Annotated in this window: 26 protein-coding genes, 1 tRNA gene and 1 pseudogene; 12 read left to right on the top strand and 16 right to left on the bottom strand. The window is 59.3% G+C overall.

Annotation, left to right across the window (positions count from 1 at the left end):
- Positions 1 to 2 precede the first annotated feature (2 nt).
- Positions 3 to 413, bottom strand: a complete 411-nt coding sequence (locus NKJ75_RS10300) for a hypothetical protein (RefSeq protein ID WP_023667627.1) — start codon at positions 411 to 413, stop codon at positions 3 to 5.
- Between the two features lie 97 nt (positions 414 to 510).
- On the opposite strand from NKJ75_RS10300, the gene phaC reads away from it, so the two are divergent.
- From phaC to NKJ75_RS10280, 4 genes are all read left to right on the top strand, one after another.
- The gene (gene phaC, locus NKJ75_RS10295) at positions 511 to 2,346 is read left to right on the top strand and encodes a class I poly(R)-hydroxyalkanoic acid synthase (protein ID WP_023744796.1); all 1,836 of its coding nucleotides are present in this window, start codon (positions 511 to 513) and stop codon (positions 2,344 to 2,346) included.
- A 359-nt stretch (positions 2,347 to 2,705) separates the two neighbouring features.
- Positions 2,706 to 3,827, top strand: coding sequence for a D-Ala-D-Ala carboxypeptidase family metallohydrolase (locus NKJ75_RS10290; protein WP_245265759.1), 1,122 nt, complete (start codon positions 2,706 to 2,708; stop codon positions 3,825 to 3,827).
- 332 nt (positions 3,828 to 4,159) lie between these two features.
- Positions 4,160 to 4,234: transfer RNA gene (locus tag NKJ75_RS10285), tRNA-Glu, on the top strand.
- A 123-nt stretch (positions 4,235 to 4,357) separates the two neighbouring features.
- Positions 4,358 to 4,633 carry a hypothetical protein gene (locus NKJ75_RS10280; protein WP_023833746.1) on the top strand — a complete coding sequence of 92 codons (276 nt, stop codon included), beginning with the start codon at positions 4,358 to 4,360 and terminating at the stop codon, positions 4,631 to 4,633.
- A gap of 48 nt (positions 4,634 to 4,681) precedes the next feature.
- On the opposite strand, the gene NKJ75_RS10275 is transcribed toward NKJ75_RS10280, so the two are convergent.
- On the bottom strand, positions 4,682 to 5,119 hold the full coding sequence (locus NKJ75_RS10275) for a hypothetical protein (protein ID WP_352499623.1): 438 nt from the start codon (positions 5,117 to 5,119) through the stop codon (positions 4,682 to 4,684).
- A gap of 118 nt (positions 5,120 to 5,237) precedes the next feature.
- Here NKJ75_RS10275 and NKJ75_RS10270 point away from each other — a divergent pair, with 118 nt between their 5' ends.
- The 3 genes from NKJ75_RS10270 to NKJ75_RS10260 all read left to right on the top strand — a co-directional run bounded on the left by NKJ75_RS10270 (position 5,238) and on the right by NKJ75_RS10260 (position 6,336).
- Positions 5,238 to 5,483 (top strand): helix-turn-helix domain-containing protein, encoded by a 246-nt coding sequence (locus NKJ75_RS10270; RefSeq protein WP_023833748.1) that lies wholly within the window; start codon positions 5,238 to 5,240, stop codon positions 5,481 to 5,483.
- 219 nt (positions 5,484 to 5,702) lie between these two features.
- Complete coding sequence (locus NKJ75_RS10265; protein WP_155923528.1) at positions 5,703 to 6,134, top strand: hypothetical protein; 432 nt, start codon at positions 5,703 to 5,705, stop codon at positions 6,132 to 6,134.
- Position 6,135: 1 nt separating this feature from the next.
- Entirely contained in the window at positions 6,136 to 6,336 is a 201-nt protein-coding gene (locus NKJ75_RS10260; protein WP_155923529.1) for a hypothetical protein, read from the top strand.
- A gap of 76 nt (positions 6,337 to 6,412) precedes the next feature.
- Here NKJ75_RS10260 and NKJ75_RS10255 read toward each other — a convergent pair whose 3' ends face one another.
- Positions 6,413 to 6,586, bottom strand: a complete 174-nt coding sequence (locus tag NKJ75_RS10255; protein ID WP_023833751.1) for a hypothetical protein — start codon at positions 6,584 to 6,586, stop codon at positions 6,413 to 6,415.
- Positions 6,587 to 6,779: 193 nt separating this feature from the next.
- On the opposite strand from NKJ75_RS10255, the gene NKJ75_RS10250 reads away from it, so the two are divergent.
- Positions 6,780 to 6,968 carry a hypothetical protein gene (locus NKJ75_RS10250; protein WP_155923530.1) on the top strand — a complete coding sequence of 63 codons (189 nt, stop codon included), beginning with the start codon at positions 6,780 to 6,782 and terminating at the stop codon, positions 6,966 to 6,968.
- 847 nt (positions 6,969 to 7,815) lie between these two features.
- Complete coding sequence (locus NKJ75_RS10245; protein ID WP_023749100.1) at positions 7,816 to 8,349, top strand: J domain-containing protein; 534 nt, start codon at positions 7,816 to 7,818, stop codon at positions 8,347 to 8,349.
- A 110-nt stretch (positions 8,350 to 8,459) separates the two neighbouring features.
- On the opposite strand, the gene NKJ75_RS10240 is transcribed toward NKJ75_RS10245, so the two are convergent.
- On the bottom strand, positions 8,460 to 8,672 hold the full coding sequence (locus tag NKJ75_RS10240; protein ID WP_352499622.1) for a hypothetical protein: 213 nt from the start codon (positions 8,670 to 8,672) through the stop codon (positions 8,460 to 8,462).
- A gap of 86 nt (positions 8,673 to 8,758) precedes the next feature.
- Here NKJ75_RS10240 and NKJ75_RS10235 point away from each other — a divergent pair, with 86 nt between their 5' ends.
- On the top strand, positions 8,759 to 8,983 hold the full coding sequence (locus tag NKJ75_RS10235; RefSeq protein WP_352499621.1) for a hypothetical protein: 225 nt from the start codon (positions 8,759 to 8,761) through the stop codon (positions 8,981 to 8,983).
- A gap of 1,332 nt (positions 8,984 to 10,315) precedes the next feature.
- Positions 10,316 to 10,537, top strand: coding sequence for a Flp family type IVb pilin (locus NKJ75_RS10230; RefSeq protein WP_023833754.1), 222 nt, complete (start codon positions 10,316 to 10,318; stop codon positions 10,535 to 10,537).
- 409 nt (positions 10,538 to 10,946) lie between these two features.
- On the opposite strand, the gene NKJ75_RS10225 is transcribed toward NKJ75_RS10230, so the two are convergent.
- Entirely contained in the window at positions 10,947 to 11,360 is a 414-nt protein-coding gene (locus NKJ75_RS10225) for a hypothetical protein (RefSeq protein WP_023833756.1), read from the bottom strand.
- Between the two features lie 484 nt (positions 11,361 to 11,844).
- Between NKJ75_RS10225 and NKJ75_RS10220 the strand changes: the two are divergent.
- A pseudogene (locus tag NKJ75_RS10220) lies at positions 11,845 to 12,363 on the top strand (phosphatase PAP2 family protein); the annotation flags it as partial.
- An 84-nt stretch (positions 12,364 to 12,447) separates the two neighbouring features.
- Here the strand turns inward: NKJ75_RS10220 and NKJ75_RS10215 are convergent.
- The 11 genes from NKJ75_RS10215 to NKJ75_RS10165 form a co-directional block, all read right to left on the bottom strand.
- On the bottom strand, positions 12,448 to 14,370 hold the full coding sequence (locus tag NKJ75_RS10215; protein WP_352499620.1) for a hypothetical protein: 1,923 nt from the start codon (positions 14,368 to 14,370) through the stop codon (positions 12,448 to 12,450).
- A gap of 77 nt (positions 14,371 to 14,447) precedes the next feature.
- A complete protein-coding gene (locus NKJ75_RS10210) occupies positions 14,448 to 14,750 on the bottom strand; it encodes a hypothetical protein (protein ID WP_023833759.1) in 303 nt (100 codons plus the stop codon).
- A complete protein-coding gene (locus NKJ75_RS10205; RefSeq protein WP_023833760.1) occupies positions 14,747 to 14,965 on the bottom strand; it encodes a hypothetical protein in 219 nt (72 codons plus the stop codon). The genes NKJ75_RS10210 and NKJ75_RS10205 overlap by 4 nt, the downstream gene beginning before the upstream one ends.
- The gene (locus tag NKJ75_RS10200) at positions 14,929 to 16,992 is read right to left on the bottom strand and encodes a phage tail family protein (protein ID WP_023833761.1); all 2,064 of its coding nucleotides are present in this window, start codon (positions 16,990 to 16,992) and stop codon (positions 14,929 to 14,931) included. The genes NKJ75_RS10205 and NKJ75_RS10200 overlap by 37 nt, the downstream gene beginning before the upstream one ends.
- 55 nt (positions 16,993 to 17,047) lie before the next feature.
- Positions 17,048 to 17,431: a hypothetical protein gene (locus NKJ75_RS10195; protein WP_023833762.1), complete on the bottom strand. Its 384-nt coding sequence runs from the start codon at positions 17,429 to 17,431 to the stop codon at positions 17,048 to 17,050.
- The gene (locus NKJ75_RS10190) at positions 17,428 to 17,655 is read right to left on the bottom strand and encodes a hypothetical protein (protein WP_023833763.1); all 228 of its coding nucleotides are present in this window, start codon (positions 17,653 to 17,655) and stop codon (positions 17,428 to 17,430) included. Before NKJ75_RS10190 ends, NKJ75_RS10195 begins: the two co-directional genes overlap by 4 nt.
- A complete protein-coding gene (locus tag NKJ75_RS10185; RefSeq protein WP_023833764.1) occupies positions 17,652 to 18,257 on the bottom strand; it encodes a hypothetical protein in 606 nt (201 codons plus the stop codon). Before NKJ75_RS10185 ends, NKJ75_RS10190 begins: the two co-directional genes overlap by 4 nt.
- 360 nt (positions 18,258 to 18,617) lie before the next feature.
- On the bottom strand, positions 18,618 to 19,505 hold the full coding sequence (locus NKJ75_RS10180; protein ID WP_023833766.1) for a hypothetical protein: 888 nt from the start codon (positions 19,503 to 19,505) through the stop codon (positions 18,618 to 18,620).
- A gap of 99 nt (positions 19,506 to 19,604) precedes the next feature.
- Entirely contained in the window at positions 19,605 to 19,934 is a 330-nt protein-coding gene (locus tag NKJ75_RS10175) for a hypothetical protein (RefSeq protein WP_023833767.1), read from the bottom strand.
- Positions 19,931 to 20,401, bottom strand: a complete 471-nt coding sequence (locus tag NKJ75_RS10170) for a hypothetical protein (RefSeq protein ID WP_352499619.1) — start codon at positions 20,399 to 20,401, stop codon at positions 19,931 to 19,933. Before NKJ75_RS10170 ends, NKJ75_RS10175 begins: the two co-directional genes overlap by 4 nt.
- Positions 20,398 to 20,898 carry a hypothetical protein gene (locus tag NKJ75_RS10165; protein ID WP_352499618.1) on the bottom strand — a complete coding sequence of 167 codons (501 nt, stop codon included), beginning with the start codon at positions 20,896 to 20,898 and terminating at the stop codon, positions 20,398 to 20,400. Before NKJ75_RS10165 ends, NKJ75_RS10170 begins: the two co-directional genes overlap by 4 nt.
- Positions 20,899 to 20,976: the final 78 nt, after the last annotated feature.

Here is a 20,976-nt window from a genome sequence, read left to right as displayed (position 1 = left end):
CCTTATTTGCAGGTAGGGTCGAGGGCGGGATCGCATTTGGCTTCGATCTGCTTCAGCGTGTCCTTGCCATGGTTCTTCGCCAGCGAATTCAGCGCCGCCGGGCTGGTGGACGGGGCACCGCCGCCGCCCTTGGCCACTTGCCCCTGCTGTTCGCCCTTCAACTGGGCAAGCTTGGCCTGCGTCTCCTCAGGGGTGAGTTGCTTTGCCGCCACCTGCGGTGGGATGTTGAGATTGGGATAAGAGCCGGTGTCCTGCGCGCCCTGGGTCAGGCCGACATTCATCCCGTTGCCGGTGTTGGCGCTCGTGCAGCCACTTGCCGCCAGCAGCCCTGGCGCCAGACAGGCGATTGCAACCGCGATGCGGCAAAAGCGGCCTGCCCCCGAAAAAATGGTCTCGCCGGTGTTAATCGTCATATTGTTTTCCTGGCAGCCGGGGTACAGCGCATTGGACCCGGTCAGATGTCCCATGATAATATGTCAAGAAAACGCCTCGGGAGGAACCCCGCGAGCCATGTCCAAAACACCTGATTCGAGCAAAGCGGAAGATGATCAATCTTCGACCGTCGAGCAATATCTGGTGAAAGACCCGGAACGCTTCGCGTTGAACATGGCGCGCATGGTCGAGCAGGCCGGCAAAGCCGCCTCCGCCTGGGCCGAGCCGCGCGAAAAGGGCGAGGTGCGCGATCATGTCGCCGAACCCGTGGTCGACATGGTAAAAACCTTTTCCAAGCTCAGCGAATATTGGCTGGCCGACCCGCAACGCGCGCTGGAAGCGCAGACGCGACTGTTCGCCGGCTACATGACGGTCTGGGGCAACGCCATCCAGAAGGTTAGCCCGAATGCCGAGGCGCCCGAAGATGCGGTCAAGCCCGAGCGCGGCGACAAGCGTTTTCAAGACCCCGAATGGGGTCGCAACGCTTTCTTCGATTTCCTCAAACAGGCCTATCTCGTCACCTCGCGCTGGGCGGCCGACCTGGTCGAGCACGCCGAAGGCCTCGACGATCACACCCGCCATAAGGCCAGCTTCTACGTCAAGCAGGTGTCCAATGCCATCTCGCCGTCGAACTTCATCCTGACCAATCCGGAGCTGTTTCGAGAAACCGTTGCCTCGAATGGCGAAAACCTGGTGCGCGGCATGAAGATGCTGGCCGAAGACATCGCCGCCGGCAAGGGCGACCTGAAGCTGAGACAAGCTGACTATTCGCCCTTCGAGATCGGCAAGAACGTCGCGACATCTCCCGGCAAGGTGGTCGGGCGCAGCGATGTCGCCGAAATCATCCAGTACGATCCGACGACGGAGACGGTGCTCAAGCGCCCGCTGCTGATCTGCCCGCCCTGGATCAACAAGTTCTACATCCTCGATCTCAACCCGCAAAAGTCCTTCATCCGCTGGGCGATCGAGCAAGGCCATACCGTGTTCGTCATCTCCTGGATCAATCCCGACGAGCGGCACGGCGCCAAGGGCTGGGAAGCTTACATACGGGAAGGCCTGCAATACGGCCTCGACACGATCGAGAAGGCGACCGGCGAGAAAGAGGTCAACGCCATCGGCTATTGCGTCGGCGGCACGCTGCTGGCGGCCGCACTCGCACTGCTGGCACAGGAAGGCGACAACCGCATCAAATCGGCGACCTTCTTCACCACGCAGGTCGACTTCACCCATGCCGGCGACCTGAAAGTCTTCGTCGACGAGGACCAGGTGGCAGCGGTCGAGAAATCGATGAACGAAAAGGGCTACCTCGACGGCACCAAGATGGCGACCGCCTTCAACATGCTGCGCTCGGGCGACCTGATCTGGCCTTATGTCATCAACAATTACATGCGCGGCAAGGATCCCCTTCCCTTCGACCTGCTCTACTGGAACGCCGATTCCACCCGCATGGCGGCCGCCAACCACTCCTTCTACCTGCGCAACTGTTATCTCGAGAACAATCTGACTCGTGGCGTGATGGAACTCGCCGGCCGCACTGTGTCGCTGGCCGACGTCACCATCCCGGTCTACAACCTGGCGTCGAAGGAAGATCACATCGCGCCGGCCCTTTCGGTGTTTCTCGGCTCGCAATATTTCGGCGGCGACGTCGAGTTTGTGATGGCTGGTTCCGGCCACATTGCCGGTGTCGTCAACCCGCCGGCAGCCAAGAAATACCAGTACTGGACCGGCGGCAAACCGACGGGCGATTTTGGCCAGTGGCTCGCCTCGGCGGTGGAGCATCCCGGCTCCTGGTGGACGCACTGGCAGCACTGGATCGAAACCCAGGACGACACCCTCGTTCCGGCCCGCAAACCGGGCAAGAATATGAAAACCCTGGGTGATGCCCCCGGCACCTATGTGAAGGTCCGCGTGTAACGCCGGCACCTTTTGCAGGTGCCTGTGTGTAACGGAATGTAATGTCTGGTGAGTTGACGGGCCGGCAAAACGGGGCGAAATGGTGTCGTCAACCTTCAAGAAGCCTCAATTGGCCTCCAACGAGCAAATAATTCAGAGGCTTGCAGAATTGACACAAGTCTCGTTTCCGGTTTGGGAACACAAGGTTATTGGATGTGAACGTTTCGACGCCGCACCAATAGCAGGCCGACCGGACACCGAGGGGGAATCTAGTTTTGAAATCAGTAGGATCGCGTCTCGCGGGGAGAGAAGGTCGCACTATAGCGGCAGCGCTTTTCTCCGTGCTTCTGGCGTCCTGCACCTCCGCTGGCGACCCCACAATGTCCGCCGGCATGCCTGGCTACAACGCGACCGCTTCTGACATCGCCGCGGCTTCCGGCGCCAGCCCTGCGGCGCCGGGCGATTCGACCGTGCAGGTCACATCCACCGGGCCGCAGATGATGATGACGGCAGCGGGCGATGCGACACTGCCCGAGCAGGTCGCCTATGTGCCGGTGGCCAAGCCCGGCACCGGCTTCCCGGTCAATGTTCCCGCCGGCTCCGAAACCATTGTCGGCCAGACGCCGCAGTCGCTGCAGCAGTCAGCACAGACCGCGGCCGCAACGGACGCCGTGGCGCAGAAGATCGCCGCCGCCGATGCCGGCGTGACCGCACCGAAAGCGACGGCAGCGGCGCCCGCGACCAACGAGGTCTACGTGACCGCCGCGCCCCAGCAGATCGACACGCCGAAGAAGGGCTTCCTGGCCTCACTGTTCAGCACCACGCCAACCTCGGCGGCACCTGCTCCGCTGGTCAACTCGCGCTCGGGCGAACAGCCTGCGGTTGCTTCCCAGAAGGCCGCCCCGGCAAAGCCGATCATCACGCTAGCGTCAGCCAATTCCGCCGACAAGCCCTTGCAGCTTGCCTCGCTTGGCAACGAGAGCAACCACATCACCGGCAGCGATGCCTTGCCCGGCGTGCGCCAGACGGCGCTGTTCGAGATCAAGCGCAAATCCGGCCTCGACGACGAAAGCGACGTCGACCTGAACGAGGACGAGGGTTCGGGCGGCGCCTATCAGGTGGCCTCCGCCGCCGGCCTCGCCCGGCTGGCGCCCAATGGCCTGTTGAAGCAAAACGAGAGCGTCGACGTCGCCTGCCTGAAGCCGTCGCTGGTGCGTGTGCTGAAGACCATCGAAGGCCATTACGGCCGCAAGATGATGGTCACATCAGGCTACCGCGACCCGGCCCGCAACCGCCGCGCCAACGGCGCCAAGAATTCGCTGCACATGTATTGCGCCGCCGCCGACATCCAGGTTCCCGGCGTCTCGAAATGGGAACTGGCGAGCTACATCCGAACCATGCCCGGCCGCGGCGGCGTCGGCACCTACTGCCATACCGAATCCGTTCACGTCGACGTCGGCCCCGAGCGCGACTGGAACTGGCGCTGCCGCCGGCGGGGTTAGCATCCCCATTCGGCAAACGGGCCGAGGGGCCGTTAGCAGCCTGCCGTTTTTCCCGATTAGCTATCAGCGACGTTCGAGATTAGCCGAGGCACCCGCGACTTCGTCATCCTATGGCGAAGCAAGGCGCGCAGCGACGCAGCGCAGACCATAGGATGACGACTGCGCGGGGCGTTCAGGCTAATCTCGAAAGATGTGCAATGACGCGAGGGCAGAAAACCTGGGCTGGCTCACCAAACTGGCCCTTTTCGCCCCTCTTGAAAAAAGTTTCCGCATCTGGCGGCTGATGGGTTGCCGGTTGGCAACAACGCAATTATAAGCCGCTTCGTCTGAGCGCGCCCATCGTCTAGCGGTTAGGACACCGCCCTTTCACGGCGGTAACAGGGGTTCGATTCCCCTTGGGCGTACCAGATTTTTCAAGCACTTAGCGGAAATCTCCCCTCCCCTGTCCAATTTTTGGCCAATATCCGTCCCGCGTTTGTCGAGCATCGCGACTCCTGTCACACTCGAATCAGGCTTGGAAGGAGGCAGCAATGGAAGTCGACTGGGCGGAAATCAGAGCAAATCGGTACGCTTCGGCGGCGCCACCTCCTGAATGGCCCTCCGGTATCAAGGTGACCAGCCTTGAAGGCCTAACCCTCTTGGGGATGCACCCGGTCACGAATCAACTGTATTGGGATGGCCAGGAACTGGCGACGGTGAAGCGGCTCGCGAACTTCGAACGGGGAATGGCGCTGGCGGTAACGATTGCCACCGTCGTCTTGGCCCTTATTGAAGTTGGACGCGCCGCCGGCTGGATCACAACGTAAAGCCCGCCACCGTGAGGCAGCGGGCCAATTATTCTAGAACCGGAAGAATCAGACCGCCGGATCGTTCCACGTTCTGTAGCGCGGGAAGCGTCGCCGATCGCCGAACACCCGGCCGAGGATGCGAATGCAAGAAGATGGCCCACGGCCGCACACCATGGAGTCGAGAAGGAACGTCTCCTCCAGACTTCCCTTGGCGGCAAAGCGGCCCCCATAGCCTCGGCCGTGATTGTTGCGCCAGCTCATGGTTTGCGGATGACCGCCTCCAAACATAGCGACCACAATGCACCCGTCTTCCAGTTCCGCGTCTGGATCAATGATCAGGCTTTCAGCCCGAAGCTCCGGGTAGGTGTCTGTCACCGCAAACACGTTGTAGGCCCACTTGCTGGCGGCACTGCGAGGCAAAACTGCTGCCCAAGGCCACGGCATTGAGACCACGTTTGTAGGCAAAGCTTCGCCATCCGCCGAAGCGGCGATTTTCTCCAACATTTGAGATTGCCCCCCTTGGGCTCGCGACATGATTGCCGCAAAGGGCAACGTGCGTTGACATTAACCTGATGTCAACGGATTTCGTTGATATTGTCACAATTCATTGATAAGGTGACGCATGCTTGATCCCGCCCAATCCCGCGCCGCTCGTGGCCTTCTCTCGTGGTCGCAAGGCGAGCTTGCTGCCGCCGCGTCTGTCAGCCTCTCGACAGTCAGAGACTTCGAGAAAGGCCGAAGAACGCCAATCGCCAACAATGTCGGAGCGATCCGCAGTGCTTTGGAGGCGATGGGCGTTGTCTTTGTCGGCGATGGCGAAATGGTCGAAGGCGGCGCCGGGGTGAGGCTGCGGAAACAAAATGGCTGAAAGACCAGTTTCAACCTGCGAGTCGCTGTGAAATCAATTTCACTGCATGGAGCAGGATCTATACCACTTATCGCTGTAGTGCGGTGACTCTGATAGCGAGAAGAAGTAAACGCGTTCGATTGAGTCCATTTCAAGTGGTTTGCCTTGTCTCTCGCATCAGCAGCAAAAGCCCGATACGCGCAAAATCGATACGACGCCTATAAATCGGCAGCGGCAACGATGAGCGAATTTCTACAGAAACCGGTGCAAATAACCGAATGGTCAGGGCGCGCGCTTAAACATTATGGAGAATGGGGCCAGTCGTATTTTGATTGGCAGAAAATCTTTAGGGTGCATCGTGAACCGGATCGCCTTGATATGGCCATTTGGAGCGGTCAAGGTCGTTTGAGTGGGTTGGCGTTGGGCCTCACAACCGGCCAAAGTTTGATGCTTCGTTTTATGGAAGGCGACCCCCGTGAGGCGTGTCCATTGAAGGGAAAGCGGATTTTGATTGCGCTTGAAGCCGCTACAAATTATGCTCAAGCACGAGGTAAACGGGAAATCCGTTTGCAACCGATCAACGAAAAGCTCGTTAATCATTATACTAACGTTTACGGCTTCGTGCTTGAATCGCCTCGCCATGAAGAGCCATATTACAGGAAAGGAGTTTGACATGCGCGCTTTGAAAGCAGCGGTTTCGACAATGTCGCTCTCCGGCTGGTTTTCGGCAAAGCCATTGCCAGAGCCTGAGGCGTTTTGTGGAAAGCCGCGTCCAATGACCGGGTTCCTTGCAACCCTAACCGACGAGCAGAAGAAACTTGCTCGTGAATATACCGGCGAGGAGACTCACGGCGATCAGTCATTCGCTCGTTGAGTTTTCGCTAGGTTTGCTGGAGACGAGAAGCCCCTGACGCAGGGGCTTTTTTGTGTCCCCGCAGCAACCAGCCGTTTTACTCAGCGCTAGCACCCTTTGGCTCCGGCGTGATCTCCTCGACCTGCACGTTTTCGCCGATTTCTCTCGCCCAGGCCAAGGCTTTGGCCTTGTCGTTGGTCGTAAGCACCGTTCGCCAGTTCGGCGCTTCAAACACGCTCACAAGGTAGGTTGTCACCGACTCGTCGACCATGCTCCACCTTTGCCTACTTCATAAAGGTGTGGTGCCTTCATGCGGGGAGATAGAGCCCCCACATTGCCTAAGATACGAGCATATTAGCAATCACGCAATTAACCATGTGGCGCTGCCCGGTCGAAACTCAGGCAAGGCCCCCTTGAAGGCTCAAACGTGAGGACAAGCTAATAACCGTCTGGGAGTTGCGGGTATGGCCGACGGTATGGGCGAGCATCTTGAGGTTTTCGACCTTGACGCTTTGCGCAAGGCTTTCCTTGAATTCATAGAAGAGCATAAAACCAGGGATCATCCTGAGTGGGGCGAACTCGCCAAGCTGTTCCTCGAAAAAACAACGAGAGCGGCACCAAGAACCGGACCCTACCCAGCCGGAGAGGGGTGAACGCACCAGCGCTGTGTGACCGGCAGAGCGCATGTCTTAAGCGGGGGAGCGGCCAGCTGATCGAGCGTCCAGCCTATTTTGGTAAATGCGCAAGAGTACGTCGCGAGCAGTCTCGGCGCGTTCTCGCGTGCAGCCCATAAGTATTCTTCCGCCCAAGGTTGCGGGCTCGTCGGCAACGTCATCCCATACCATCCAAGCGCCGGCCGGATCGAGAATGCAACTAAATCTATCTGGGCTTTCTTCCATCGACCCATCCCCAATGGGTGGGAGCGTTTCATTATTTTAGCAATCACGCAAGTAATGACCGGCGCGACACCACTACTTCGTTTGGTCAAAGTTAATTGCAGTGCAGAGGAAAGCCTAGCGTGCCAGCTGAATGGCATTTTATTAAAATGCCCTTCAAATCAGTATTTGCGGAGTGAGAGGCTAATGCCTCTTCGGCGCACTGTGCCATGGTAGGCTGCTGTTGCTTTGGAAGTTCCGTACCGCCAAAGGCTTTGAACCTAGCGCCAATCTGCCCCGGCGATGCGCCGCGTGAATGCCCGCTCGACTCCAGCAACAGCCTCATGCTTCGTTTCGACTGTTCCGCCCGCGCCGCCGTCATGGCAGGTCCAGAACCAAGTGCCTACGGCTGGGCCGTGCATCGTCTTCATGATGCGGCCGACCTTTTCCTGCTGGAACGCTGCGGTGAAATCGAAGGGCGCCGTCTGCCCTCCTATAGCTCCCGCTCATCTTGACCCCGGGCGCAATGTATTGTCCGTATATGAACTCGACGAGTGAGGGCACTGCACGCCATGTAGGCGGTCGGCCCCCGCAGCTGTCGAGCGATGTTTGAGGGAGCAGCGCATTGTTCGTTGATTACTACGAACTCTTGGAGATCAGCCCAAACGCCAACTCGGAGACACTTGAGCGAATATTCCGCTACTTTGCGATGCGCTATCATCCCGACAATCAGCAAACTGGAAACGAAGCCCGCTTCAGCGAAATAGTAGAAGCACACAACGTCTTGAGGGATCCCGTTAAGCGCGCCCAGTACGATATCTCCTATCGAGAGCATGCCGGTGAGCGGCTTAAATTGGTCGAGGAGGCAAGCGACCCCAAAGGGGTCGAGAAGGACGCTTTGGTCCAGGCCAAACTGCTTTCGCTGCTCTATGTGAAGCGCCGCCAGGATGTCGGCAATCCGGGCATTGGCGACGTCGAAATCGAACGGTTGTTAGGCTGTCCACCAGAGCATCTGGAGTTTCATCTCTGGTACATGAAGGCAAAGGGGTGGATTGCAAGAATTGAGAACGGGACAATCGCGATCACGGTTGAAGGCGTCGATCGCGCCGATTCCGAACTGCGTCGCGATACCAGCACTCGGCTCCTGAGTAGAGACTAGAAAGCCGTCACACGGGTCGAGAAGGACGCCGTAACGGTCAGCCTGGGTGGCCCGGTGGTGACGGTCGCGCCTGATGTTGTGCGGCTGGTAAAGGTCTAGCTTTCCCGACCTTACCGCCCTAACGGCTGCTTCGAAAACGAGAGAAGTTCGGCCTCATCTTTTATCCCGGCCATGTAGTTGGCAATGATCCGAGAAGCCAACCGGCCCTGCCCATCAGGTGATTGGTCGTCGACCAGTTTAAGCTGCTCGAAAACGCGCCCTAGCAAGGCCAATTCGGCAGGCTTAAAAATCCCGGCATCCACGGCTTTTCGTCTGATGGGCATGACTAGTGTTCTTCCCTCACAGTCTCAAGCCGCCAACCTGAAATCGGTTCCGGAACATTTTAGCTAAAGTGAATGTTTCAATGGTTATGAAGATCGAAGCCGCTGAATGCCGGGCAGCGTTGACGCTCATCCGGCGCACAATCGAGGACCACTGCCCGCCCGGCGTGCTGCCCAGCGAGGAAGCTGTGAACGGTCTCTATGGGCCGGGGCTCATGGATGAGGCGGAAGCGCTGGCTGCTGCCATCGTCGCAACAATCGACCAGATGCCATTGCGCGTGATGGTGAAACCACCGTCTCCTAGTATCAAATAGAGACCGACACAGGGAAGTTCGCTTGTTGGTCGCTCGACGGTGGGCTCGCACCGACCGGGGCAGGTGATGCGAGCCCGGCCGAGTCTTGCGGGACCTCGACCAGCAGCGATCACCCACTCGCTGCCGTTCTATCAACAAGCCCCCAAATTTCAGGTTCCGCTAATGTACAAAAAAGCCCACCAACCGTTGAGGTAGTGGGCAGTTTTGGGAGACACTGATATGGGAACAGTGCGACCGCCCGAAGTGTTTCGAGGCCGACGATGTTCCAAGGGGATTCACAGATCCGCGCTTTCGGATCTTCAGAGAAGGGCGGTCAAGTTGCTCGCTTCGGGGGAGCTTCCAATCCTAGACGTGAAGACTGATCGCCAGCGAAAGCGACAGCATCTGCCTCATTTTCGAATGCTCGGGAATACGTTTCACCGTTTCTGCCTATGATGCGAACAACCCACTCGCCCAACGAATGGCCGATCTCTAGGAAGACGGAAGACGAAGACGGCGGCCGGTACGTGACGCTCGGGAGGCTTGTCCCGCCAAAATCGGCTTCATCGGGGGAATGAACTTCACGCATGCACTGACTCCCGAGACCGCGAGTCAATTAGCGCGTGCTTAATTAGTTCCGGCGCGTTTTAACGAATCGTTGACCGCGCTGTCCCAGAATAGGACGGCGCGGTCAAACCCCAACCTCGGCTGCGCAGGCGGCTCTGGCATCGAGTTCCACCCCGAACTGTCGGAGCCGCCACCCACATTCCACAATTTACCAGCAATGGTTGAATCAACCGTTACTGCACGTGCTTTCCATTGCGCTTCCCTGATCGTTAGACTTTGGCGGAACAAACAGGGGATTCACAGATTCGGCGCTTCGATCTAGACTCGACCGATGGAAACGATCTTCGATGATATCGCCAGCGCCCTCAGAGAGCCCCGCCAGGACGTGTGGCGCCCTGTCCGCGCCTTCGCCCTCGATTTTGCCGGCAAGCTGTTACTAGGCCTCGCAATCGGCCTAGGTGTTTGCCTTGGAATGGCGATCGCGGGTTAGATCGCGTCCGGTGAACTATGGCATTAGCACCCGCTAAATAACGGGATATATCTAGGGTTAGAGCTTGGTCGTTGGCCGCAGCACGACTGCGCGACATGGTTAAGCCGCAAATTGCTCATGCTTCGCAGAGACTTAGCTGTAAAGACAACCAAGGCCAAAGCATCCAAGGGTTAACGGTTCGTTAAACGATAGTTGACTCCTCCCGGTTTTGAGGAAGAGGATCAGCATCGGGACCGGGGGATGAGCACCTACAGGGGCACCTTTGTCCGGGTAAATAGTAAACAGGGGTTCAAACAATGACGAAACTTATCAGCATGGCCAAGGCATTCCGCGACGAGGAGTCGGGCGCAGCGATGGTCGAATATTCAATCCTGGTCGGCATCATTGCAGCGGCATCGCTGCTCGCGATCCTCGCCATCGGCGGGTGGGTCGGCGATCAGTTCACCGGTCTTTGCGCCAATCTTGACGGCAAAGGCGTTGACGCTGCCGGCACCGGCACTGGCGGTTGCTCGCCGTAAAGAACAAACGCGCCGCCGTCGATTGAACCCGAACGGCGCGTTGCCTGCGCGGACTTGCTTGGGTTGAGCTTCCCCGATCAATTTTGCATAGGCGATGGAGAAGGGTCGGCGTTCGTCGCGCCGGCCCTTTTTCTTAGAGCCAGCTTGCCGCGCAAATCCGCTTTCCGTTGCTGCTGGTAGCGGAAAAACCAGGGTCATTTGTCTTCGCGTATTCGGTCGTAAGGCAGCTAAACAAGGCAAGGTCTGTCGTCGATTCCAGCGAGACTTGAGCATCCTTAACCAGGGTATCCACCCCGTTGTAGCTGGCCGTCATGGTCTCTGTGCTCAGTTCGATGCCGACCGCGACCAGAAAGCCGGCAAGTGGTGCTCATCGTGATGACGATATCGGCCGTGGTGCCCGCCGCAAGCCTCAGGTTAGGTGGGGGCGTCTATGACCGTCCTGCCCCTCGTCCAGAACCGATATGTGGCCGTGGTGATAATGGCCGTTTGCGCCGGTATACTTGCGCCAGACCCACGGCTTCGGGCCGGTGCGGCCGGACATGATCTGGCCGTTGCAGATCATGTAGCTGATGCGCTTGTCCTTGGATGCGGCGATCGCGTCGCAGACCCTGCGCATGTCGCAGCCGCCGCTGGGATCGTTGGTGATGTCCCTCGCATCGACCGTGCCATCCGGTTCCGGGTTGTGGTCGGAATGACGGGCCATGTGCTTGGCGTCGCCAATCCAGCCGTCGGCAGCCTTCGACCGGTTGGGCGCCAGCTTGTTGACCTGAGCCAGCAGAACGTTGAGAGACGCGACAGCGCGAGATACGGGCTTTTTCGCCATAGGGTGTTGCCTTTCCGTGATCGCGGAAGTTGTGACGTTAACCGTTTGTCAACCAACGCCTTGCTGAAGAGATCGGAAGATGTTTGGATGACGCAGGGTGTTGTGGGGTTTCAAGATGTCAGACGCAGCGGCCGTAGCCAGCCGTCCTCGTATCGGCGTCGAAGGCAAAGTGGCGCTTGCTGGATTGGCCTATGCAGCCGTTGCGGCTGTGTTTTCCTGGCAGGCGTTCACATCGCTATTGGAAAAATACGCCATCACACAGTTTGCAGCCTTGCCGCCGATGCTGCTCAGTGGACTTGGCGCAGCGGCAGTCATATCGCGTCCGTCAGCACCATTGTCCTATCTGCGGGACATTATTCGAAATAGAGGCATCGGTGCAGCGTTGGTGATCGGCGTGTTCTGTTTTGCGATCGCAGCGTTCTCAACGTTCAAATATCAGATCCCGGCATGGATACCGTTCTTCGCCGACAAGCCGTTGGCCGATCTGGATGATATCCTGCACTTCGGCCAGCCCTGGCGGCATCTTCATGCCGTCTCTCCCGATTGGATGGCTCCAGCTCTCGGGGTTTGCTATGGCCCTGTCTGGTTCGCGCAGTGGTTCGGCTTCGTCCTTTTTGCAGCCTTTCTGCGCAATGACAGACTGAGAATCCGTTACCTGCTGTCGTTTGCCGCAACGTTGCTTGTGCTCGGCACCATCCTGCGCGCCGTGGGTGCGTCGGCTGGTCCGATCTTTTACGACCGGATGTTCGGCGGAGATCGGTTTGCCGATCTTTCGGCGGCACTTGCGTCGACATCGTCAGGATCAGCAGCGCTTGGCGCCTCAAACTACCTCTATGCCTCCTACATTGATGACACGGCAGTCTTCGGCGTTGGGATTTCGGCAATGCCGAGCATCCATGTCGCGATGGCGTTTCTTAACGCCCTGTTTCTGTCCGAACTCAATCTCCGGCTGGCTATTGTCGGATGGTTGTACGCTGCGTTGATCCTGTTTGGCTCAGTCTATTTTGGCTGGCATTATGCGCTGGATGGCTACGTCTCAATTATCGGAGTGCTGTTGATATGGCGTTTGGCGGCGCAATCTTTTTTCTTAGAGCCAGCTTGCCGCGCACACCCGCTTCACATTGCTGGTGGCAGCAGAGAAGCCAGCATCGTTGGTCTTGACGTATTCGGTCGTCAGGCAGGAGAACAGACCAACGCCAGTTGTGGCCTCCAGCGAAAGCTGAGAATCCTTCACCAGCGTGTCAGCGCCGTTGTAGACCGCGCTCATTGTTTCAGTCGCCGGCTGGACGCCAACGACGATCAGGAAGCCGCCATTGCGGACTTCGACATCGGCGCCGGTGATCGAGGTCGTGGTGGTATTGTCGGTTCCGGTATCGACTGCCGTCAGCGTGCCGCGAGGCCGCGTGTCGTAGACGCCTCCACCGAGGCGCACACAAGTGCCGCTCATGTTGATGACGATATTACCCGTCGTGCCGGCCGCCACGGCATAGCGATAGATCGCGCAGCCGCCGGTGCCGCTGCCGGAGAAGGCAACCGCTGTTGCGGCATTGCCGTCGACGGTGACGCTCGTGACCGTGCGCCCTGATCCTGACGCCCAACCGAAGCAGATCAGGATTTGCCGATTGACATTGGCCACACCAATGCCTTGCGCATTGAACGTATAGATCGAGCCGTCGGTGCCATCGGAAAATGTCGAAGCGAGATTGGGCGCGTAGGCCGAGCCGGTAAGCGGGAAATACGAAACGCCACTCAGCCAGAACGCCTGATTCAGCGCCGTTGTGAAAGTAAAATCGTTGGTATCGACGTTTTCCGTGGTCCGAACCGAGCACGAGGAATAGCGGTTGCCCTCGCTGTTTCTCTCGTCGTCGACAACCAGCGGGTCGGCTCCATTATAAGCCTCAGTCGTTCCAGCAGTCCCGGTAGTTCCTGCGAACACCAAGGCCACACCGCCGGGCCTGACCGCCAAATCCGCCAGCGTGAGAGTGTTGACGGAGCCCGTCCCGACAACGTTGGAAGCGGTGTCCAGGAGCCCCAAGCTGGCGATCGTCGTCCTGTAGAGCGACAGCAGGCATTCGTTTGATGTGCCGCTCGCCGTTACCACAACCGTCGCCGTCGCACCGGTCGGTACATCAGCAACGAATATCGCGCCAGAACGATTGCTAGTGTTGGCCTCGATGATCTTGACAGCTGCGACCCCACCGATGATGACCGACGACACCGTGATGCCGGTGTTGTTGACGCCGACGCAGGCAAAGACCTTGCGATTGGCATCTGCCGTGCCGACATCGAGGTTGGAAAATGTGTAGATGTTGGTGTTGGTGTTGTCGGTTTGCGTCGACAGATATTGCACGGGCAGCGCATCGACGAACTGGTCGATGACGATCGAGAACGGCCCCGCATCGGCGTTGTTGAACCAGAGCGCGATGCCGAATGTGGTCACGCCGGAAACGTTGGTGAAGGGGTCCGGCGTCGAGCCGGAATATTCGACGTTCCAGGCCGCCCCGTTGCTGCTGGTTTCGAAAAGATAGGTCGTGCCATCAACCGATGTCGTCAGGCGGATGTAGTTCGGCCCTGCCTGCGTTCCGGCGGCCGCCGCACCACCGTCTGATGTCGTGTGGCCGCTATCCTTGTTCCAGCCATTGGGCGGCGTGCCATAGACCTTGTATTTGTGCAGGCCAGTGGTGCCGTCTCCACGCAGGCCGACGATGTGGAAATCGTTGGAATTCTTCAGCCCGAAGCCGACCATCGCCAGCTTGCCCTGCTGGGACAGCCGGGAGAAGTCCGGCGTGTAGCGGAAGGTGTATTGCCGCCCAGCCTGGATCGTCGCCAGCGGGAACACGAACTTGCCGAATGATCCCGGCTTGACCTGGCCCTTGATCGTGGTGTCGCCGGTCGATGTGGTGGTGACGACCGGCGGATCGACAAAGCCGCCGTCTCCATCCCCGGCGCCGCCGCCGATGACAATGGCGCGACCGCGTGGAACGCCGCCACTGATCATGTGAACAAACATCGGGTTCTCCTAAAAAGGCCACCAGGCCAACACGAGGATGGCGGTGCTTGCGGCGGTGAAGGCGAGGTGATCGGCGGTCATGCGTTGCCGTCCAGTTCCTTAGCTGCAAGCTGACGCTGCCCCATCTCTTCAATGCAGCCGGCAAGCTCGGCAAAGAACTGCTCCACCATCTGATCGGACAGCGCGAACTTGTGCGTTGAGCCGTCCGGCCGCTGGAGTTGGAAAGCGAGGTGCTTCCCGTCCATCGACGTGCCGAGCCAGTACGAATCGAATTCGACCGCTTCGAAGCTGCCGAACTGCGCCTTGAACTTGAGCCGGTTCTGTTCGGCCCGGCCTTCATGTTCCGGCGGCGGTCGCCACCATGCGAGCTTGTCGGTCATTTGCCACGCCCCGGCTTTCTTCCGGTGGTTTGGAGTGCGCTCTTGACCGCAAACCGATGCAGCTTGTTGACCACGTGGCTTTCGCCGATCAGATCGAACACGTCTTGTGCGCCGAGACCGAAGTCGAGCCGGACATTTGTCATGCCGGACGCGCTGCCTTTTGATGCGGCAGCAATACCTACCGAGCCGCCGCCGGCAAAGCGCGGGACCGACATGGTCTGTTGAAGTTGTCGACCGCGCCGCCGATGCTGAAGCCGCGCATTGCCCGGAGCGGGTCAGCACCCTGGTTCAACGCGTGAAGGAAATTCACGCCCAGGCGCCGCACCGCCTTCGCCTGCAGAACGAATTCGCCGACTGAAAGCCGAGCCATGATCGAATCGGATGTCGACGTGCCTGGTCCGTTGGCGAGATAGCCTCCGCGTGCGAAGCCTTGGCCGCCGCCACCACCGCCAGACGATCCCGCGCTGTTGCCGAGCCCGACGAGTTCCTTGAGCCGGGCAATAGCGGCCGAGATCCTGGAAATCATCCCGTCGATAAAACTGCCGATGCGCCCGAAGGCTGCTCTCGCGGTTTCGGCGATTGAGTTCCAGATTCCGGCAATGCGTTCCTTCAGGCCAGAGAAGGAACCGAAAATTCGGTTCACGATAGCATCGGAAATCTGCCCCAGGCGGTCGCGCAATGCGTCCCATGTCTGCACCACGGCATCGACCACTGCATTGAAGGCGTCCAGAGCGGCTTGCTGGCCTTCCTGGAAGGCGCCGACGATCTGCCCCCACAAGTCAGTTGCGCCCTGTACGATGGCGCCCCAGGCCACCGCAGCACCATCCTCAATGAACTGCCATGCGGCAGCGGCACCCGCTTGGATATCGGTCCAGAACACGCCGATCAGGACGCCGGCCGTAACTGCCGCCGCCGCAATGGCCAATGGGATTCCGCCGACCAGCGTGGCCAGGAGGCCTATACCGGCCACAACGACGCCAACGGCTGATCCGAGCAGAGTGAACGCCCCCGCGGCAGAAAGGATGGCAGCGCCGAGGGCCAATTCCCCCGCGGTGATGTCGGTTCCGAAAACCCGGTTGATCTGGTCGGCAACGAATTTCGCGCCTTCCCGCAGCGCATTGAAGGCCGGCAGCACCAGCCCGTTGAAGACGCCCGCGACATCGTTGCCGAATTGCTTGATCGCGATCGACCACTGCAAAATCCAAGGATTTTTTATGGCTGCGGTGTTGCCGCTCAACAGGTGCAGCAGATCGCCGAGAACGCTTGCCGTTATCCTCGCGGCGGCAGCACCGAGTTGCAGGATTGCGTCCTTGTTCTGGACGATGATGTCTGTGAGCGCCTGCGCGCCGGCCAGCACGATCGGCGCGAACAGCAGCCCGAGTTGAACCTTGATGGCCTTGATGGCGGTTGACACAGAATCAAGCGAATCGCCCAGCGCGTCGCCGAGCTTGAACTGCTCTGGAGTGAACAGGATTCCGAGCTTCGCGGCCTCGTCGCCGAGTTCGCGCAGACCTTGTTTGCCCTGGTCGAGGAACGGCAGAAGGTTGGCGCCTGCCTTGCCGAACGCCTCAATTGCCAGCGCCGACTTTATGGCGCCGTCCGGCATTCGGGCGAAGGCTTCGGCTATGTCTTGGACGATCGCCTCGTTCGAGCGCAGTTTGCCATTTGCGTCTTTGATCTTGACGCCGAGTTTGGTGAAGATGTCGCCAGCGGCCTTGACCGGCTTGGCAGCGTCCTTGGTCTTCTGGCCGAAGCGCGTGACGTGCACGCCGGTATCTTCGAACGCCTTGCCAGCCGCTTCGGTGCCCTGTGCCGCCTCGCCGATCGCCTTGTTCAACTTGGACATGCCGGCGACGAATTCCTCTTGGGAAACGTTCGCCATCTTGGCCGCGAACTCCAGTCGCCCGTATTCATCGATCTGAAGTCCGGTCTTCTGCGCTGCCTTGCCGGCCGCGTCCGCAGCGTCCGCGCCGGATTTGGCCAGACCTAGAACGGCAGCGCCGGCACCGGCAGCAGCAGCCGCAATGCCAGCACCGAACAGTGCGAAGCGTTGGCCGACTGCGGCGAGGTCAGAGCCGAAGGTCTTCACACTGGCGCCGAATTTGGCGAGGTCAGCCTTGATTGCGGCGGCGCGGATCTTGGCGAATGCCTTCTCGCCTTCAGCGCCGAGATCTTTCAGCTGCTTCTCTAGGTCCTTGCCGCCGTCGAGTGCTATTCTTTGTCGGATTGTTTTGCCGGCCATGCTGGCTTCCTTCTAGGGACAGGCGCGTCGTCACGAGGGGCCGAATTGATGTGAGCTATTTGTTTCGGCGGGCGTAGATGCCGGCAGCCAGGTCGTTGAAGCCCTCGTTCGTTTTTGCGATGGCCTTGTCCCACGCCTTCGAAATGGTCGTGACTGGTTTGCCCGGTTCGGCAGCATCGAAGGGCGCCCGCTTCATGGCTTCGGACGTTTCGAACTTGGCCCGATCTTCGGCCCGAGCCTGAGCCAGGGCAGCGGCGTATTGCTCTGGATGACGGTCTGCCAGGTCGAGATAGTGCTTCTCTTCCTGGGAAAAGAGGGCGGTGACGAAGCGCGCCTTGTAGAAAAAGCTCACCATGTCGCCGGCGGTGCGGAAGCCCGTGGCGGCACCCGTGGCGAGCGCGCTTTTCCAGTGGTCGGGAAAGTGGCTTGGAATGGTCAATGTAGTTCTCCTATGGCGGAAGCCGCGCGGGCTTCGAAAATTGCAATTGTGGTTGGCATCGCGCCTTCGAGCGCATGGCGAATCAACATCTCGGCGAGCTCGAAATCGCCCGAGCGCTGTGCTTTCCGGATTGACGGCCAGACGTGGGAAATCGCGTCTTGCAACGGCGCCGCCAGGACCGAAGGAAGATCGGGCCCATTGAGCATTTGCTTCAGGTGTTTCATGCCTTCGCCTTTTTGGTCTGGCGCCGGGTGGGCGGTTCGCCCTCGTCCGCGCTTTCGTTGTCGGTTTTGGATTCAGCGCCGATCAGTCTGACGAGCGTGTCGTAGCCATCAATGACGATGCCTTGCCTCCGTGCCTTGGAGGCGGCGCCAAGCATCATCACGTCGCCTTCATGGCGCAGCGAGATGAGCCATGCTTGAACCTCGCCCGCGATGAGATGGTCGTCTTTCACTCCCCGGCGGCGAAGGTCTTCAAACAGCCATGTGGCAATCGGTCGAATGTGCAGGAACCACCAAGTCGAGATGGTGCCGATAAAAATGTCCTGAAAATCAAGATCGGCCTCGGTGCCTTCGCGGACCAGATTGTCGAGTTCGATGCGGCGCCGTTGTGCACGCATGAGCGCGATCTTCTCCCTGCGGAGTTCGTCGGACTCGTCGGTTTCCTGTGCTGCAATGTAGGCTTGCACGGAACCGGCAAGCGGGTAGCGGCCACGGCCAGCGCGTTCGAAGACGCCTTCCTCGGCAAGCTGCCGGATGCGCCGATCGGTGAGGTTTAAAACATCCCCGAGTTCCGCAGCAGTGACTGTCGAGGTCAAGAAATCCAAGGGCTTGCCCTCGAACCGGAAACGGAAATGAAACTTTCGAAGCTATGGCTGGAGGCGTTCCACGCTGTCGCATTCCCCTCATACGTCAGCCGCCCACTGGGACCCGTTGACTTGCTGGGCATCGGTGCGGGCCGAGCAGTCGGCATACCGCCCGACCCGCGACGCAAGACCATGCTCTCCGAGGACATGGCCGCGCCTTTCGTTGAACTGCCGAGCCGGACAGTAACCGCTGTGAAACTGCCCGGCTCTTTGCCATACCCAGACTGACAGGAAGGGGCAGGCAATAGGTTGAGGCCGGGCAGCCGAAGCCGTCCGGTCTCTTTGTCGTCAAGGTGAAGGGTCGTGTCCATGCTCACAAATTCACAAGGGGAGGTATTCGGTCTTGGGCTCCCGCTGTTGCGGGTTGCCTGGCTTCATGCTGGCGATCTCGGCCAAGCGAGAGAGGATGAAACGTGACTCCATCGCGTATCCCTTGGGGGACCAGAACGGGGGATCTCCGTCCATCAGCCCAGGCAATGCAATCTCAGAGAGGGGCTGCGGCCTTGAGGCGTTGACGCGAGGCAGAGTGGTTCTACGGATGAACCGGCGCTTCACGGCGGCATAGCCATGCATCGGGACTTGGACGATGCCGTTGTCGTCTGCGCGGTAGCCTGCGAGCTTTTGCTGCACGTCATCGCTTAGGATTGAGTTGCTGCCGCTACCGTTGGCATGGCACCAGAGCTCTACCTCGTTCTCCTCAAGGATCTGCTCCGGAAGCTCAGGCAGGCAGCGCGCCATAGGCTCTGGAGGAGTGAGTGGAGCGGCGTCGGCCGGCAGGTGTTCATTCGCGGCGTGGACCGCCATGTCAGCCTCAGCGACAAGGCGAAGGAGATCGGCAAAGCGGCGCCCGAGTTCGGGGTATTCCTTCCTCAGCATCTTGGCTGCGGCGTCGGCCTTGGCCTTGGCGATCCTGTAAGCGTCTGCACGTTCCGTCTCGGTCGCGGTCGCAGCGGCGTCTTCCAGGCGTTTGGTCAGTTCGACCTTCGCAGCATAGGCGCGCTCGACGTCGCGGTTCGCTGAGGCGATCTTGGCCTCTATCGCCTCGACATCCTTGTCGGTTCCGTCGAGCAGGACGCGCCGTCGGTCAGCTTCTAACTGTTCAGCGGTCTTTTCGAGACTTTCTATGTCGATGCCGTCAAGCGCTTGTCGAAGCTGGTCGACAGAATTTGGCTGACCGCGAAGCTGCTTGATGATGGTCTGCATGTTCATTGGTTCGAACCTTCATGGCTGACTGATGCAGGGAAGATCGCAAACCAAAACCGACAGACGAAGCCATTGAAAACCGACAAAACCGCCAAAGCCGACATCCTACCAAATGTTGAGCCTTGCCCGCACTTTCGTGATTGAGACGAGCCAGCGACCACCGTACTTCCAGCCGAAAGTGCGATCGCGATCACACCAGCGCCAAATCGAATCTTTGGACCGTTGAAAACGGGTTGCGGCCACTCCGATGTCGACCCACTCGATGCCTATCAAGTCGACCCGCCTCTCTGGTTCGACGATGATCCGAGCGGCGGGTTGAGGAGGCGCCGGCAAAAGAACATCCTCTCCTTGCAGGCCTCGGACATCCGCCAAGGTGCGATCAACGTCCTGGGCGATCGCCGTGAGCCGAACAATGATGCTGGCGAGGTCGCTCATGCCGTCTCCACGAAGCTTGCGAGGCTGGGGACGGTGGGAACAAACGTCGCCGGCCGCCGTTTGTTGGCATGACGATGCTGTTCCAACCTTTGGATTCGGACGGTCGCAAGCGCAGCCAACTTTACCATGCTGCGCGGTTGTCGATGCTCCAGTGTCGCGTGCTGATGCGCTTCGATAGGGTCGAAGAGGCCGCCGACAAGGTCCAGGCAGCGGCCGAGTTGTTCGCTGAGGCGGCTCGACCCGTAGGAAGCACTCAAACGTTGGGCATGTAAGCCGCTTTCTATGGAAAGTTCTTGGCCTGAAGCTTTCTTCTGAACCTTCCTTCCTTCCAAAGCGGACGGGTTTAAATTCTGTTTTTTGTTCTTTTTCAGTTCGGTGTCAGGTCTATGTTCTGGTCTCTGTATCCGTTCGGTCTCTGTCTCTGTGTGTCGAGAGGCTGTGCACAGGGCTGTAGACAGGGCTGTCATAGCCTACCCCCTCCACCCCGCATTAAGCGGGTATTGGCCAGCCTATCGCCGCCGATCACGTTCGTAGGTTGGTCGGGCTGGTCGGGATCGAAGGTCCGCTTCGCCCATTCGGTCGCCATGAAATCGGCCTCGACGATCTCTCTGATTTCATCGCTGTCGATATGCTCGATGATCTTCATGGTCCCTTTGGCGTGATCCTTGTTCGTCGGGATGTTGCCTTTGTGCTGGAACCATTTTTTCACATAGGTTTCTTCCGTCGCCGGATCATGCGCGACCAGATCGGCCGCCACGACATTGGCGAGAGCTCGCCGGTATTGCGCGGGCTCCCAAATCAGATCGGCCAGAACATAGCCCTCACGAATCCGGCAGCAGCCGGCGCTGTTCTGATGAGGTCCGCAGATGAAAAACAGCATCAGTTGCCGGCCATCGCTGTCGAGCGACAGGAACGACCGGGATCCCCAGACTGCGGGTGCGACGGGCGCGAAGTCGCGGCTCATGCGGCCCTCCCGTACATAAGCCGGGCAGTGACCAGCGCTACCGGGACGGACATGGGAAAGCGGCGAAGGAGGCGAGCC

The organism is Mesorhizobium sp. M0058, assembly GCF_040323095.1.
GTDB lineage: Bacteria > Pseudomonadota > Alphaproteobacteria > Rhizobiales > Rhizobiaceae > Mesorhizobium.
Note: the sequence above shows the minus strand (reverse complement) of the source record. Positions and strands in the feature narration are given on the sequence as shown.